At 68.0% G+C, this 15,320-nt stretch carries 12 protein-coding genes; 4 read left to right on the forward strand and 8 right to left on the reverse strand.

Going from position 1 to position 15,320, the window contains the following annotated elements:
* Window positions 1-10: 10 nt before the first annotated feature.
* The 4 genes from ACWGKQ_RS24770 to ACWGKQ_RS24785 all read left to right on the forward strand — a co-directional run bounded on the left by ACWGKQ_RS24770 (window position 11) and on the right by ACWGKQ_RS24785 (window position 5,435).
* The gene (locus ACWGKQ_RS24770; protein WP_453294117.1) at window positions 11-904 is read left to right on the forward strand and encodes a class I SAM-dependent methyltransferase; all 894 of its coding nucleotides are present in this window, start codon (window positions 11-13) and stop codon (window positions 902-904) included.
* A gap of 73 nt (window positions 905-977) precedes the next feature.
* Window positions 978-1,517 (forward strand): YbhB/YbcL family Raf kinase inhibitor-like protein, encoded by a 540-nt coding sequence (locus ACWGKQ_RS24775; protein ID WP_453294118.1) that lies wholly within the window; start codon window positions 978-980, stop codon window positions 1,515-1,517.
* Between the two features lie 109 nt (window positions 1,518-1,626).
* Window positions 1,627-2,481, forward strand: a complete 855-nt coding sequence (locus ACWGKQ_RS24780) for an LLM class flavin-dependent oxidoreductase (RefSeq protein WP_453294119.1) — start codon at window positions 1,627-1,629, stop codon at window positions 2,479-2,481.
* Window positions 2,482-2,624: 143 nt separating this feature from the next.
* Window positions 2,625-5,435: a helix-turn-helix transcriptional regulator gene (locus ACWGKQ_RS24785; RefSeq protein ID WP_453294120.1), complete on the forward strand. Its 2,811-nt coding sequence runs from the start codon at window positions 2,625-2,627 to the stop codon at window positions 5,433-5,435.
* Window positions 5,436-5,532: 97 nt separating this feature from the next.
* Here ACWGKQ_RS24785 and ACWGKQ_RS24790 read toward each other — a convergent pair whose 3' ends face one another.
* The 8 genes from ACWGKQ_RS24790 to ACWGKQ_RS24825 all read right to left on the reverse strand — a co-directional run bounded on the left by ACWGKQ_RS24790 (window position 5,533) and on the right by ACWGKQ_RS24825 (window position 15,064).
* Window positions 5,533-6,489 carry a GlxA family transcriptional regulator gene (locus ACWGKQ_RS24790; RefSeq protein ID WP_453294121.1) on the reverse strand — a complete coding sequence of 319 codons (957 nt, stop codon included), beginning with the start codon at window positions 6,487-6,489 and terminating at the stop codon, window positions 5,533-5,535.
* A 190-nt stretch (window positions 6,490-6,679) separates the two neighbouring features.
* A complete protein-coding gene (locus ACWGKQ_RS24795; RefSeq protein WP_453294122.1) occupies window positions 6,680-7,708 on the reverse strand; it encodes a methyltransferase in 1,029 nt (342 codons plus the stop codon).
* A gap of 54 nt (window positions 7,709-7,762) precedes the next feature.
* Window positions 7,763-8,179 (reverse strand): organic hydroperoxide resistance protein, encoded by a 417-nt coding sequence (locus ACWGKQ_RS24800; RefSeq protein WP_453294123.1) that lies wholly within the window; start codon window positions 8,177-8,179, stop codon window positions 7,763-7,765.
* 116 nt (window positions 8,180-8,295) lie between these two features.
* On the reverse strand, window positions 8,296-8,592 hold the full coding sequence (locus tag ACWGKQ_RS24805; RefSeq protein WP_217561298.1) for a putative quinol monooxygenase: 297 nt from the start codon (window positions 8,590-8,592) through the stop codon (window positions 8,296-8,298).
* A 431-nt stretch (window positions 8,593-9,023) separates the two neighbouring features.
* Complete coding sequence (locus ACWGKQ_RS24810; protein ID WP_453294124.1) at window positions 9,024-10,118, reverse strand: alanine racemase; 1,095 nt, start codon at window positions 10,116-10,118, stop codon at window positions 9,024-9,026.
* A gap of 258 nt (window positions 10,119-10,376) precedes the next feature.
* Complete coding sequence (locus ACWGKQ_RS24815; protein ID WP_453294125.1) at window positions 10,377-10,934, reverse strand: NADPH-dependent FMN reductase; 558 nt, start codon at window positions 10,932-10,934, stop codon at window positions 10,377-10,379.
* Window positions 10,935-11,100: 166 nt separating this feature from the next.
* A complete protein-coding gene (locus tag ACWGKQ_RS24820; protein WP_453294126.1) occupies window positions 11,101-13,905 on the reverse strand; it encodes an ATP-binding protein in 2,805 nt (934 codons plus the stop codon).
* A 460-nt stretch (window positions 13,906-14,365) separates the two neighbouring features.
* Window positions 14,366-15,064 carry an SDR family oxidoreductase gene (locus ACWGKQ_RS24825; RefSeq protein WP_453294127.1) on the reverse strand — a complete coding sequence of 233 codons (699 nt, stop codon included), beginning with the start codon at window positions 15,062-15,064 and terminating at the stop codon, window positions 14,366-14,368.
* Window positions 15,065-15,320 lie beyond the last annotated feature (256 nt).

Below are 15,320 nucleotides of genomic sequence, written 5' to 3' on the forward strand. Positions count from 1 at the left end.
GCCCACGGAGATGGATCGGCTCGTGCTTCAGGCCCGTTTGTACGATCCGATCACCACACAGGCCCTGCGTCTCGCGGGGCTCAGCTCCGGGATGCGGGTGCTCGACGTCGGCTGCGGTGCTGGGGACGCGACGTTCGCGGCAGCCGCGATCGTCGGGCCCACGGGCGCGGTCACGGGGGTCGACGCGGCTCCGGCCGCACTGGAGGTGGCACGCGCCCGTGCTGCGCGCAGGGGCACCGAACCCGGCCGGGAGCGGGAGGGAGCCATCTCGTTCCGGGAGGCGACCCTGCCCGACGTCACCCTCGAGGAACCGGTGGACGCCGTGATCGGGCGCCTGATCCTGGGACATCTGCCCGACCCCGTCACCGCGCTGCGTCGCCTGTCCCGGCTGGTGCGACCTGGCGGGCTCATCGTCTTCCAGGACTTCGACAACCACCCGCTGCGGGTCGTACCCGCAACCCCGCTGGCCGGCGCCGTTCTGCGGGCCATTGCCGAAGCGCTCACGGTCGATGGAACCGACCTGGGAGCGGGAGCGCGCCTGTACTCCCTGTTCCAGGAGGCGGGGCTTCCCCCGTCCGGGCTCTCGGCGACGACACCGATGGGCGGCGCGGAAGACGCCGCAATCCTCCCGCTCGTCGTTCAGACCTACCGTGCCCTGTCCATGGCGGCTTGCCGTACCGGCACCTGGGCGGTGGAGGCAACCCGGAGCATCGGCGACGTGAATTCGCTGCTCGACCGCATGCGTTCGGAGATAGCTGAGGCCCGAGCAGTGGTGATCATGCCAACCGCGGTGACGGTCTGGAACAGCGTCCAGAGTGTGCGAAGCGCGCCGGTTCCACGGAAGCAGACCGCCGACCTGTGGTGGAAGGAAGGGGCTATCAGCAGGGAGGAAGCCGGTCGGTGATTTCGACCCGCCCGGAGTGCAGAGTTGCCCATGGGCGCCTGGAGAGGGGCCCTGTTCACTGGAAGGATTCACCGTGAGTACCAACGATCCGTTCGCTCGCCTCCCCGAGGTGCCCCGGTTCACCGTTACCAGCACCACGGTGTCCGACGGGGACGCCTGGCCCGCCGAGCAGATGTCCGGCTTGTTCGGCGTCCCGGACGGCAAGGACATCTCTCCGCAGTTGTCGTGGAGCGGCGCCCCCGAAGGTACGAAGAGCTATGCGGTGACGGTGTACGACCCGGACGCCCCGACCGGCTCCGGCTTCTGGCACTGGGCGGTGGCGGACATCCCCGCCACGGTCGCCCAACTGTCCGAGGGCGCCGGCGACGAGACCGGCTCGGGCCTTCCCGAGGGCGCCTATCAACTGCCCAACGACGCCCGCGCGGCACGCTACATCGGTGCCGCCCCGCCGGCCGGGCACGGCCGACACCGTTACGTCATCGTCGTGCATGCCCTCGACGTCGAGCAGATCGGCGTACCCGCCGACGCCACCCCGGCCTACCTCGGCTTCACCATGACGAGCCACATTCTGGGCCGCGCGGTCCTGACGGTCACCGCCGAGATACCCGCCTGACCGCACGCACACCGGCGGCCGGGGTCTCAGCCACCAGAGGGTGTGCCTGTGGCAGAGCGAATATCAGTCGGTGACATCGAGGCCAGCATCGTTGCAAGGAGTGCAGTTCGTGAAAATCGGTATCGGAATTCCCAACCAAATACGCAATGTGAAGGCTGTAGTTGTCCCGGAGTGGGCGCGGCGTGCCGAGGAGGCGGGGTTCTCTTCCCTGGGTAGTGTCGGCCGCGTCGCCTATCCTGGCGTGATGGATACCGTCGCGCTGGCGGCTGCGGCAGGTGCCACGAACAGGATCGGGCTCATCAGCAATGTCTTGCTCGGCCCGGTATGGCCCGCACTGCTGCTGGCCAAGGAGATTCAGAGTATCGACGCCGTTTCCGGCGGGCGGCTTACCCTCGGCCTCGGCCTCGGCGGGCGTTCCGACGACTTCGTCGTGGAAGGTCTCGGCGCCCGCGGCACCGGCAAGCGCCTGGACCAGGACATTGAAACCTACAAGAGCGTGTGGCGCGGCGAGACTCCCGCCGGCTGCGACAACCCGCTCGTCCCCGAGGGAAGCCGCGAGGTACCGGTGCTCTTCGGAGGCATGGTTCAGGCGTCGTACGACCGGGTCGCGCGTTCCGGGCGCGGGTATATCGGGGCCTCGCTACCGGTCGGCATGGTGGCGGGCGCATTCGACGGCGTACGCGCGGCCTGGAAGGAAGCTGGGCGTCAGGGCGCACCGTACCTGGTCGCCATCGCCTATTACGCCATCGCTGATGCCGAGAGGGGCCGAGCGAATGTCTACGACTACTATTCCTCCGCGGGCGCCGATGTCGCAGGGCTCATCACATCTACGGTGAGCGGGGGAGCAGACGCGGTCAAGGCGACAGTCGAGGAGTTCGAGGCGATCGGTGCCGACGAGCTGATCCTCAACCCGACCAACGACGACCTCGATGAGATCCAGCGCGTAGCCGAGATCGTCCTCTGAGCAGGGGAGTGGCCGGCTGACCGGTGGCCCTGCGGTCCCTTTTCGGTGCGCAGCCAAGCCTCGTAGGCGAACCTTGATTCACATCAGGGATCCGCTCTGACCTGCATATGTTCCATTCTCGTCCGGTTTCAGGGAGACGTACGTTGAGCAACCCTGGGTGCCCGCGGCGAGCCGGGGCCGGTGGCCTGGTCGGACGCAGCGAAGAACTGGCGGTCATCAGCTCTTTCCTCGTCGAGTCCGCGGTCAGCGGAGGAGCACTCGTCCTGACCGGTGATGCAGGTGTGGGCAAGACCGTGCTTCTGGAAGTCGCGGCGGAGAAGGCGAGAGACGCGGGAACGCAGGTCTTGCGGGGGGTCGGCGTGGATTTCGAAGCCGATGTCACCTATGCCGGCCTCCATCAGATCCTTCTGCCGCTGGACGGCGCGTTCGGGCTGCTCGACCCCGGACCACGCAAGGTGCTGTCGGCGGCGCTGGGGTTCGGGTCGAGTCCGGTCCCGGCTCCTGAGGATGTCTCCGAGGCTGTACTCGCCCTGCTCCGCCGAGCCGCCGCGGAGCGGCCGGTGCTCGTGATCGTGGATGATGTGCACTGGTTCGATCGGGCCAGTACCGCCGTTCTGGAGTCCGTCTCCCAGCGGGTCTCCGGCACTCGCTGCGGTCTCATCGTGGCGTCGCGTCCGACCGGCAGCCACGTCGAACACCCCGGGGTCACTGAGCACGAAGTGCACCCTCTCGATGACGAGGCGGCGACGGACCTGCTGCGGAGCCGGTTCCCCACGTTGGCCCCCCGGGTCTGCGCGCGGCTCGTGGCGGAGGCGCAGGGCAACGCGCTGGCACTGCTGGAGCTCGGGAGCGAGGAGAGCGGCCTGCACTTCGTCCAGGGGATGGCCCCGGCCGTGGTGGCTCCCGCCCGATCGCTCCGGACCCTGTTCGCGTCCCGAGTGGGCGAGCTCCCTGCTCCCACCCGTCACCTCTTGTTGCGCTCGGCCTTGGACACCACCGGCGATCCACGCATTCTGCGGTCCCCGGTTCCCGGCCGCCACTGCGACGGCGATATCACTCCTGCCGAGCAGGCCGGGCTGATTCAGGTCGACGAGAACGCCGGTCGCATCGTGTTCGCCCACCCCCTGATCCGTTCCGTGGTGGTGAAGCAGTCGACGAGCAGTGAACTCCGCGCGGCTCACCAGGCGTTGGCGCAATTGCTGGCGGATCAGCCCGAGCGGCGGGCGTGGCACCTGGCAGAGGCGACGATCGAGCCCGATACGCAGGTTGCCGTCCTGCTTGCCGATGTCGTCCGACGCAGCATGCAAAGAGGCGACGCGGTGGGCGCTGTCGCCGCGCTGCTGCGATCGGCCGAGCTCAGCCCGCGTGGCAGCGACCGAAGCCGTCGGCTGGCCGAGGCGGCGTACCTGGGCGCGCAAGTGACCGGCGAACTGCGCGCTGCTCCACAGTTGCTGGCCGCCGCCCACGAAGCCGATCCCGCCCACGACAAGCCGTTGCACGCCGCGGTCGCAGCTTCGTACATGCTTCTCAGCGGTGAGGGCGATGTCGACACCGCCCACCGTCTGCTGGTCGGGGCCATGGACGACTTCCCGTCCCGGGACGGCACTGACGAGCGGGTCCTGAACGAGGTTTTGGGCACCTTGCTCATGGTGTGCTTCTTCGGTGGGCGAGCTGAATTGTGGGACTTCTTCGACAAGGCCGTCGAGGCCACCGCTTCCGACACCCTTGTATCCCTGTGCGGCAGTACGCTGCGCGACCCCGTCCAGGCCGGGGCCGCCGTGCTTGAACAACTCGACCGCCTGATCGAAGAAAGCGGTCACGAGGTCGACCCCGGCCGGATCGTGTGGCTGGCGACCGCCGGTGTGTTCGTGGACCGCATGTCGGGCCTTCGCGACGCGCTGTGGCGTGTAGTCCGCGATGGACGGCAGGGGGGTGCCGTCGCCTCGGCCATCAACGCTCTGCTGCTGCTGGGATTCGACGACTTCATGACCGGTACGTGGGACGAGGCGGAGGAGCTCCTCGAAGAGGGGCTGCAACTTTGTGATGCCCGTGGGTATGGGCTCCTGACGTTGCCGGGGCGCTTTGCGCAGGCTCTTCTGGCTGCTGGGCGGGGCGACTTCGAGGCAGCCGGCACGGTGGTCGACGACATCACAGCCTGGGGGAGAGCGCGTGGCATCCGGTTGGCCCGGATGTATGCACATCGCGTCCGGACTCTGATTGCTCTGGGCAGCGGTGACTACGAGGAGGCCTATCGGCACGCGACCGCTGTCAGTCCGCCAGGTGTGTTCGCGTCCGACTCGCCCTTTGCCCTGCACGTTCCCATGGATCTGGTCGAGGCCGCCGTCAGAAGCAGCCGCCAGGCCGAGGCGGACGCCCACGTCACGGCCATGCGCGAAGCCGGCGTCGCCGCCCTGTCGCCACGTCTCGCGCTACTCGCGGCAGGCGCCGCGGCCATCGCCGCCTCCGGTGACGTGGCCGCCGTGCTGTTCGAGGAAGCACTTGCCGTTCCCGGAGCAGAGCGTTGGGGCTTCGAACTGGCTCGCGTGCAGTTGGCCTACGGCGAACACCTCCGGCGTTCCCGGGCCGTCTCTGCTTCCCGGGTGCAACTCGGCGCGGCTCTCGAGGCCTTCGAGCGCATGGGTGCGCGACCATGGGCCACCAGAGCGCGCAACGAGCTGCGGGCCACCGGCGAGAGCAGGTCGCGCGACAAGATCGCGGGGCCGGCCGGGCTCACGCCGCGGGAACACGAAGTCGCCCAGTTGGCCGCGTCCGGGCTGAGCAACAAGCAAATCGGCGTGAAGCTGCGTCTGTCCCCCAGGACCGTCGGAGCGCATCTCCGACACGTCTTCCAGAAACTGGGGGTCGTCTCGCGCGTGGCGCTGGGGGACGCGCTGAGCCCTGCGTCTCCTGACCAGGTCGACGACAGGACACCGCGGCGGAAGCGCGAGATGTGACGGCGCGGCACAGGCTGACGTCGCGGTCACCGGCGGGCATTGCGGGAAGGCCGGCCGCGGCGAGAAGCCGACGAGGCGTCATTCGGACCAGCGGGAATCACTTGCTGCGCAGGGCCGAGGTGGTCTTGCCGGTGCGTTCGCGCAGGAGCACCCGCAGGGTGTTGGGGTGTTCGTAGCCGACCTTCCGGGAGATGGTCTCCAGGGACATGTCGGTGGTACGCAGCAGGTGACAGGCGCGTTCGATTCTCAGGTCCTGGACGAATCGGATGGGAGAGCTGCCGACGGTGCGCTGCACCGCGCGTTGCAGGGTTCTCTCACTGACGCCGATGGCTTTGGCCGCGTCGGGCACGCTGATGGGTTCGGCCAGATGCTCCCGGGCCCAGCGTTCGAAGGCCGCGACGGTGGGGTCGCTCTGCGCAAGCGCGCTGGGGATGGCGTACGCCGACTGTGACGGGCGTTCATCGACCACGAGGTACTGGGCAACCAGGTCGGCAAGCGCGGGGCTGCTTGCCCGGACGATGGCCAGAGCGAGGTCGACATGCCCGAACGCCGCGCCGGCGGTGGTGATGCCCTCGCATGTGATGACCATCTGGCTGTGATCCAACTCGACCCGGGGGTATCTGGCCCGGAAGGCCGGTGACAGCCACCAGGTCGTCGTGGCGCGCAGTCCGTCCAGAACTCCTGCTTCGGCCAGGAGGAAGGAGCCCGCGCATGCCGAGGCGATGGTCGTGCCGCAGTCACGCGTGCGCGCGATGAGGTTGCGGACGGAAAGAGACTCATCGCCGCCGACATGGTCGAGCAGCGCCGAAGGGTCGCTCCCGGCCGGCGCCGGGACGACCAGGAGGTCCACCGCCTCTGCATCCGCAAGTGGTCTGGGCGCCACCAGGAGCCCGGCGCCGGTCCGCACGGACGGGGCGGGGCCGACCATCGTCACGTTCCAGGTCGGCGGTTGGTGGATCTGTCCGCCCAGTTCGTTGGCGTTGCTGAGTACGTCAAGGATCGCTGCGAGTCCAGAGTCGAAGATTCCGTCATAAACGACAACTGCTACCTGCATGGCTGAAACCGTATCATTCAGGTCGTTTCTGCCACTGAGAACACCGGGCGTTATGCCGGAAGGGCTCCACGAACGTTGCTGTACGGTCCGGGAGGGGGCCGCCGCACAATGCCGAAGGCCGCCTCCCGGACAAGGACCAACCCGATATCACCGGGGTGATATCAGCCTCTCGCGTGGTGAATCGATCAGGTCAGGATGTGGGCTCGGCCTCGATGACGGCGAATGCTCCGGCGGAGCTGACTTTGACGCGCCGCAGGCCGGCCGCGGTGAACAGGGTGTCGAATTCGGCGATCTGACGTTCCCTGCCGCCCGTCATGGCGAGCATGTTCATGTCCATCAGGGGGGCGAGTCCAGGCTGCCCGGCCTCGCCGACCAGAAGGTCGACAACGGCGATACGGCCGCCGTTCGCCAGCGATTCCCGGCAGTTCCGAAGGATGCGGACGCAAGCGTCGTCGTCCCAGTCGTGCAGGATGTACTTGAGCACGTAGAGGTCCGCCGACGGCACCGACTCGAAGAAGTCTCCGCCGACGGTGGTGAAACGCCCCTCCAGTCCCTCGGCCTTGGCGGCTTCCGCGGCAGCGGGGACGATGTGGGGCAGGTCGAAGACCCCGCCGTTGAGCTCGGGGTTGACCCTCATCATGGCCCTGATGAGGTCACCGGCGGCTCCACCGATATCGAGGGCGAGGCCGACGCCCTTGGTGTCCAGCACCGCGGCGATATCGAGAGCGGCGGCACGTGACAGGTTGCTCATGGACTCGGTGAAGAAGGATGCTTCGTCGAGGTGCTTGGAGAAGTAGTCGAAGATGTCCGCATCTCCGTGGGCTGCGGTGACCTGGTGCCGGCCCGTTCGGACAGCCTCGGGGAACATGCCCCAGGACAGCCAGTGGCCAGGTGCAGACTGCGAGATGGCGAAGTACCGCAGCGAGTTGGGGTCGTCCTGCTGGAGTGTGCCGAGCAGGGACGTGCCCGTGAAGTGATGCCCGTCCGCGGAGGTCATCAGGCCCAGGGCGGCGCACGTGCGCAGCAGGCGGCGAGTCGCGTCGAGGTCCGTTGATTCCGCCTCGGCGATCTCTTCGGCGGTGTTGGTCCCCGCCGCGAGGTGGTCGGCGAGGTTGTACACCGCGGCAGCTCGAACGGTCTGGGTGACCCAGAAGCCCGTGACCATGCCCATCATGTGCTCATAGTCCTGTGCCTGTGTCGGCATCTGCGTGGTGGTCAAGATCAATATCCTTTGCGGAACGACGGCTGTTGTACGAGGAGACGGGCGGGTCGGTTATTCGACGATGAGTTCTACGGCGATGTTTCCGCGGGTGGCCTTGGAGTAGGGGCAGCCTGCGTGTGCCTGCTCGACCAGCTTGCGGCCGGTCTCGTTCTGCAGGTGCTGGGGCAGCTTGGCCCGCAGTACCGCGGTGATCGCGAAACCGCCGTCCTCGGGGTCCTTGCCGATGCCGACCTCCGCGGTCACCGAGATATCCCCGGTGGCGACCTTGGCCTCCCGGCCGATCACGCCGAGAGTGCTGGTGAAGCACGCGGCGTAGCCGGCGGCGAAGAGCTGCTCGGGGTTGGTGCCCTTACCGTCGCCGCCGAGCGCCGGCGGGAACGCGAGACGCACATCGAGCTGTCCGTCGGAGCTGACGGCCCGGCCGTCCCGGCCGGTGGCCGTGGCGACCGCGGTGTACAGAGTGTTCATGATTCCCATCACTTCTCATGATTAAGTGGATAATGTTCTTGTGTGCGGCGTTGGCGGGGGCCAGTGGTTGCCCCGGCCAGGCGGGCGCAACGTCCGCGGGCCGCAGGCCCTGCCGGTCAGGAGACCTTGGCTCCCAGCACGTTGACCGAGGCGATCACCGGCGGCGCGCTGAGCTTTGTCTTTGCGGCCTCACCCAGCGCTGCGGCGATCTGGCCCGTCAGGTGCGCTTGGCGCCCCTGCTCGTCCTCGAAGGTGTCGAACACCCCGAAAGTGGTGGCGTTCTCACGGAACGAGAACCACGTCACCGTGCCCTGTTCCTGCTCCGCCAGCTCCTGCGCGCCGCGCAGCATGGCCTCGACCTCGTCGGCGTACTCCGGCTTGGCCTCGATACGCACCAGCAGACCGACCTTCATGTGATCACTCCTCGTATGACAGCCGCCGGCTCTTCGGCGTGCACATCGAAATTACGGTGACTGCCCGTGACCGCATCAGTGGCAGAAACGACACGAAAGATAGGGTTCCCGCCATGCAGGGAGCTGTCGTCTCACCTGCGTCCACCCTGCCTGCCGGCCACTGATGCCGTATCAGTCAAATGACTACGGGATCGAGTCAACAGCCCTGAGACCACGGGCAGGCCGGTGGTCGTGCTGACGAAGTCCGCGGCGCGAGCGCCGGTGTCGTCGGACCGCGGAGCGGACAGTGGCGTGGCGTGGCCACCTGGTGCCGTCGCCGCCTGCACCGGCGCCACGAGCGCAGTGCGGAACACCTCCGTGGCTTCGCCGGCAGCACCGCAATCCTGATCTGCTACCTCTGCTACCTCTGCCTTTCTGCCCTGAGGTGGTGTTCAGGTATTGGCGCCTCGTGCCGTCACCTGCCAGCGGTCGATCACCTCGCGGTCGCGGACGACCAGGAGCTCATCGGCGAGATTCACCGGCGTGCAGACGTGGTTGGGGACGACAGCGACCAACGACCCGAGGCGTGGCCCTCGTACCCCTTCCGGAAGCCGGACCACGGCGTGGTGCTCCCACAACCCGGTGATGGTTCCCCGCGGGAACCGGGGCAGGTAGCCGTGGCCCGTCACCCAGGGCGACCGGTCGGAGCCGAGGACCTTGCTGCCGACATCGAGCACGAAGCGGTCCGGGGCGGGAACGCTGATCACCGTCGCGGCGGCGACCAGCGCGAGATCCTCCACCCCGCAGGTGCCGATGGCCAGCTGGGTGGCGTCATTGAAGACGTAGACACCGGGCCGCAACTCGTCCACCACGCCTGGCTGCCATCGCCCCACCGTCGGAGTCGACCCGCCACTGATCACACGGACACCGAGCCCGAGCTCCCGCAGCGCCTGAGCGGCCTCGCCCAGAGTGCGCTCCTCGTCCCGTGCGGCCAGCTCGCGCGCCCGCGCATCGTGACCGTAGCCGTGTCCCGGGAACGTGAACACGCCGGCAACATCCAGACCCGCGTCGGCGGCTGCCTTTCCGACCTCACCGGCAGCGTGAGGCTGCGCTCCCGTCCGATGGCTCCCGCTGTCGACCTCGACGAGCACCTCGACCGCCCGGGCGCTGCCGCGCACGGCATTCCCCAAACGCTGCGCACCTTCGACAGACTCCACGCCGACCCTCAGGGCAACGTCGTCCGCCAGCCGGCGCAGCCGCTGCGCCTTGCCGGCATCGAGCCACACGGGGTAAGCGATGAACAGATCGTCGACGCCGGCCCGGGCGAACGCCTCGGCCTCGCCGATCGTGGCCACCGACAGCCCACGCGCGCCGGACCGAAGCTGACGGTCCGCGATCTGCGGGCACTTGTGGGTCTTGGTGTGCGGACGCAGGGCGAACCCTTGAGCCTGCGAAGCCTCGGCCATCCGCGAGATGTTTCTGTCCAGCACATCCGGATCGACCACGAGCGCCGGCGTAGTCAGCCCATCGGGCAGCGGTATCGCCATCTCTTGCCCCCATCATGGAACACACGGTGAGACGATCATGGCAGGTCGGCGGGCCAGGATCACAGGATCACCGCCGACAAGGCGCGTACCCGGCGGCTGTGGTGGCGGCCGCTTCCGGCGCCAGGCGTCCTCGTGTCGGACCGGTGGTGAATCTCGTCGTGATTGCACCCGGGGCCAGGTCGTCGAAGGCGAGGCGGCATGCGACTCGCGCCGCCTCACCTGCGAGATTTCTGTACTCCCGACCGGACCGATCGAAGGTCAGTCGCGAAGGTGGGCCAACGCGGTGCTCCAGGCGATGACCTCGTCGAGGAGTGTGGTGAGAGCCTCTTGCTGGTGGGCTCCGGGAGCCAGGTCGCTGAAGTCGACGAAGTCGGTGAACAGCGACAGAGCGACCTGCGTGCGGACGTCGGCCATCTTGAGTTCGCCGGCGATCAGGCGCAGGTGCTCGGCGGCGCGTGCGCCGCCGACGGAGCCGTAGGAGACGATACCGACGGCCTTGTTGTTCCACTCGGCGAAGAGGTAGTCGATGGCGTTCTTGAGGACGCCTGAGGTGGAGTGGTTGTACTCGGGCGTGACGAAGACGAACCCGTCGAAACTCCCGATCTTGGCGGCCCACTCCTTGGTGTGATCGTTCTGGTACTGGCCCATGATGGGCGGTGTCGGCTCATCCAGGTGCGGAAGGGGGTAGTCCGCCAGGTCGACCAGTTCGAAGGCGGCATCTGTACGGTGTGCGGCATTCTTCTCGACCCACTGGGCGACTTTCTCTCCATTGCGCCCGGGTCGGGTGCTGCCCAGGATGATTCCGATTCTCGTCATCTCGCCATTCCTCTTGTCTATCCTTGAATGGTCTCCCGAATGACTTGGGAGACCGGCCTGTGAGTATTTTTGGAGACCGGTGGCGCGGGAACATCGGTCATTTGACTGGGATATGGGTTCGGGGCCGGCGAATACGGACTCACATTCCCGACGACGGCGCGGTCGGTCAATCGCCCTGCTCGTCCGTGCCGGCTCCGGCGGAACCCCGAGTCTGACGAAGGTCGGCAAGGGCGTCCCGGAGTGCCGCACGGGAGGTGATTCCGAGCTTGGGAAAGAGCTGGTACAGATGTGAGCTCACGGTTCGGGGGGAGAGGTAGAGGCGTTCCGCGATTTGCTTGTTGGTCAGGCCGGAGGCGGCCAACTGCGCGATCTCGAGCTCCTGCGCGGTGAGGGTCACGGAGCCTCGTACCCCTGCGGTTCGGGCCCGGCGAGTGGCGCGGATCTCGTTGGAGGCCCGGGCGGCCCAGGACCGGGCTCCCAAGCGTTCGAACGCCTCTGCCGCGGTGTTCAACTGCGTTCGGGCATCCTTGAGTGACCGCATACGCCTCAGGCGTTCCCCGTAGGCCAGCCGCACCCGGGCCAGTTCAAAAGGCCACTGTTCCGCTCCGGGAACGGCCAGGGCGTGCTCGAAGCGTTCAGTCGCTTCGTCATCAGGAGAGATCAGCGCGGTCGAGGCCGCCACCAGCAGCGCCAGCCGTGGCGAGAAGGACGCGATATCGGACTCGTGCATTGCGCGTACATGGGCCTCGGCCTGCGCGACGCGCTGAGTGCGGAGGGCTGCCTCCACAAGATCCATGCACACCCACATGGCGTGGGGGACATGGGACGCGAAGCTGCCTGGGGGGCTCATCGCCGCGGCGTGCCGATAGGCCCCTTCGTAGTCGGCCTCGCCGAGATCGGCGAGAACCCGGGCGTGGTCGGCGAACGCGACCGCCCCGAAGGCTCCCCGGGGAACGGCCCATTGGGTGATCCGGTCGGCCAGCGCGAGGCCGGCCTGACGGCTCCCGCTGACCGCGGCCAGCAGCGCCTGGACATACTGGAAATACCACGAGAAGAACGGGTACTCGTGTTGCTCGCACACACGCAGGCCCTCGCCCGCCAGCCTTTCGGCTTCCTGCCACTCGCCGGTCAGGAAATCCTGAAGGCACAGGTGCATGAGCGCACCGATGTGCCGACGGGCGGGACCGCCTCGGCGTCCCTGGCGGACCACCCGCCAAGATGCCTCGCGCACTTCCGAGAGCCGGTCGGGATAGACAGCGGCCGTCCCCATGCGGATGATCCGGCCCAGGTCCTCTTCGTCGCGGATGCCGGCCAGTATCTCGTCGAGCTCCTTGAGGCCGGACGATCCGGTGCGCACGGGATCGGGAAACGTCTTGCTACAGGCGGACAGCAGCAGGGGAGGAGCCGGCCGCAGACGGTCGAGCGCCGCGTAGAAGGGCTCCCACAGCGCGCTGCGCCCTCCGAACCAGCACACCAGGAGCAGGGTGTGCAGGGCCTCGATCAGGGCGCCGTCCTGAGCGTCGTATGCGTGGCTGCCCGACTCGACGGCGCCCACCAGCAGACGGTGCGCGGTGTCGACGTCGCCGTCACCGCTGTTGAGCAGCAGGAAGGCTGCCGCGGCGGCAGCAAGCAGCGAGTTGCCGAGGTTCGGCTCGGCCCGCCGGGCGCTGTCCAGAAGGACGGAGGCCGCGCCCAGCTCCCCGGTTGCGTCGGCGCCGATGTAGGCGGCCTCGGCGAGTCGGCGGCCCCGGTCGGCGGGTCGGGGGCTCAGCTCCGCAGACCTGGTCAACGTCGTGATCGCGTGTATCGCGTCCCCTCGCCGCGCGATCAGCTGAGCTGCTTGTTCGAGGAGATCCGCGACCTCCTCGTCGGGCGCGAGAGACGCCTCCCCCAAATGCCAGGCCCTCCGTTCGGGCTCCTCCTTGCGGAACTCCGCGAGCGCGAGGTGGGCCCGGCGCCGGTCGTCGAGCGTACTGGCCTCGACGGCAGCAGACGCGATCAACGGGTGACGGAAGGCAACGCACCGACTCCGGTCGTCGACGATGACCAGACGGTCCGATTCCGCCTGTGCCAGAGCGCTCAGGTCCGGCGAGTGCTCGGTCGCGAGCGGCAGGATGGCCAGGTCCCCGGTGCCGTCGAGAGCGAGGAGGAGCAGCAGGTGCCGCGATGCCGGCGGCAGGGCGGAGATCCGGGAAACGTAGAGGGCCTGGAGACGTTGGGAGAGAGGCAGAACGGCGGGCACGTTCACCAGAGCAGCCCGCTGCGGGCCGGTCAGTGCGGTGGGAAGCTCCAGGAGCGCGAGGGGATTGCCCTGTGCCTGGGCCAGGACGCGATCCCGTACACGTGCGGCGAGGCCGGGAAACCGTGCGGTGATCAGGGCCATGGCTGCGTCGCCGTCCAGCGGATGCAACTCGTACTCCGTGAGTTGTCCCCGCTCGAAGAAGCTGTCGGCTCCGGACCTGGAAGCCGCCAGGAAGCCGATACGGCTCCCGGCCAGACGGCGGGCGACGAAGCCCAGCACCGCCGCGCTTGCACGATCGAGCCAGGGAAGGTCGTCCACGACGATGAACACAGGACGATCGAGTGCCGCCTGCCGCAACAGGGTATGTACGGCGTTCGCCACCACAAGCCGGTCGGGCACCGTGTCGCTGCCGAACCCCAGGGCACTTCGCAGCGCCTCCCTGTGCGTGTCCCCGAGGCGCTCGAACTGATCACACAGCGGGAAGAGCAGTTGGTGGAGGCCCGCATACGTCAGCTCGGCCTCGAACTGCACACCGGTCGCCGACATCACCAAGGCGCCCGCCGCGGACATGGCCTTGGTGACCTCGTGCAGCAGTACCGTCTTTCCCACGCCCGCATCCCCGGACAGCAGCAGGGCACGGCCCTGGACCGTACCCGCCCCGAAGAATTCTGTGATCTCTCGGACCTGCTGGGCACGGCCGAACAGGTCTTGGGGCGAGTTGCTGTCCAAGGAAGTCCTCTACGCATGGTCCGGCCGTTGGTCGCGTGGGGCGTCCGGCGGTGCGCCGCTGGCGTCGCAGCGGCGGCGACATACCTCCAGCCAGGCTCCGTGACCGGTCGACCGGCTCCGCGTTGCCCAGCTGTGCCCGTGGCTGTGAGCAAACGATGCGCGGTTCCGAGGACGCTTACATCGGCCAAGTGACGGCATGAGCGGGTTTCGGATGCACCGAAGTTTCCGGACACGCGCTCGACCTGTCATGGCGGTGCGCGGTGAGGGGATCTTGAGGTCAGCCGCGGACGAAGGCCAGGAGACCGATCTCGAAGGCGGTGCGGAAGTCTCCGCGCAGGCCGCGGGGGCGCGAAGGCGATGTCTCAGCGCAAGGAGTCGCCGGAAGGCCGGGCAACGGTCAGGAGACTGAGGTGCAGAGGTGACACGGCCGGGCGGTTGTGGTCGACACGGTCTGATCCGGTCAGTGGCCCGGGTGCAGGATCTGTCCGTTCACCCAGTGGCCCGGACCGGCGAGGAACGCAATGGCTTCGGCGATGCCGGCCAGCTCTCCCGATCGTTCGGGATGGGCGGGATCGGCTACGAAGGGGTCCAGAACGACCGCGTTGACGGTCACGTTCCGCTCGCGGAGCTCACCGGTGAGGAAGACGGTGAGAGCGTTCACAGCGGCCTTGCAGGCGACATAGGCCCCGTACGAGGAGCGCGCGGATTCGCTGAGATCGCTGGCAAGGTTGATGAGGGCGCCACCGCTGCGCACTCGGCGTGCGGCATGCCGGCCGACGACGAACGCACCCAGAACGTTCGTACGGTGCATCTGTGCGAACTCCTCCGGCGTCAGTTCCGAGACCGATCCGCACACCACGATCTCGGCGGAGTTGACGACCACGTCGACCGTGCCGAAGACCTCCTCCGCCTGCTGGAACAGGCGCGCGACCGAGGCCTCGTCGGCCACGTCGGTCTCCACGGCCAATGCGCGGCCGGCGATTTCCTCTATCGCTGCCCTGGTGCCCTCGGCGGCCGCCCGATCGTCGGTGTAGGCGACAACCACATCGAATCCGTCCTCCGCCAGCCGCAGCGCCGCGCGCCGACCAATTCCGCGCGAGCCCTCCGTCACGATGGCGACAGGCGACCGCACGAGGTCGGGCCCGGCAAAGAACGGCATGATCAGGTCCTTCCGTGGTGGTGGTCCCTGCGCGGAAGTCCGCCGACGTCCCGACTCGTTGTCCAGCACAATCGTGCGGGGCTCCACCGCCCTGGTCACCCGTCAAATGACTGGAATGCGGCGGAGGCTTTCGAGATCGTTCCAGTGAAGCTGTCTCATCGGGTCTGATCCCGACCACCTGCGGCGGGCCTTGCGGACCCCGATGAAATGACCCCTTCAGGCATAATCGCGCCAGGCGTACCTCTCGTCGCCGCGT

It is taken from the genome of Streptomyces sp. NPDC054770 (genome assembly GCF_053611985.1).

Coding starts and splice junctions, on each gene's coding strand:
- ACWGKQ_RS24825 (WP_453294127.1), bottom strand. CDS start 15,064: ATGCCGTTCTTTGCCGGGCCCGACCTCGTGCGGTCGCCTGTCGCCATC.
- ACWGKQ_RS24770 (WP_453294117.1), top strand. CDS start 11: ATGGATCGGCTCGTGCTTCAGGCCCGTTTGTACGATCCGATCACCACA.
- ACWGKQ_RS24800 (WP_453294123.1), bottom strand. CDS start 8,179: ATGAACACTCTGTACACCGCGGTCGCCACGGCCACCGGCCGGGACGGC.
- ACWGKQ_RS24815 (WP_453294125.1), bottom strand. CDS start 10,934: ATGACGAGAATCGGAATCATCCTGGGCAGCACCCGACCCGGGCGCAAT.
- ACWGKQ_RS24790 (WP_453294121.1), bottom strand. CDS start 6,489: ATGCAGGTAGCAGTTGTCGTTTATGACGGAATCTTCGACTCTGGACTC.
- ACWGKQ_RS24810 (WP_453294124.1), bottom strand. CDS start 10,118: ATGGCGATACCGCTGCCCGATGGGCTGACTACGCCGGCGCTCGTGGTC.
- ACWGKQ_RS24805 (WP_217561298.1), bottom strand. CDS start 8,592: ATGAAGGTCGGTCTGCTGGTGCGTATCGAGGCCAAGCCGGAGTACGCC.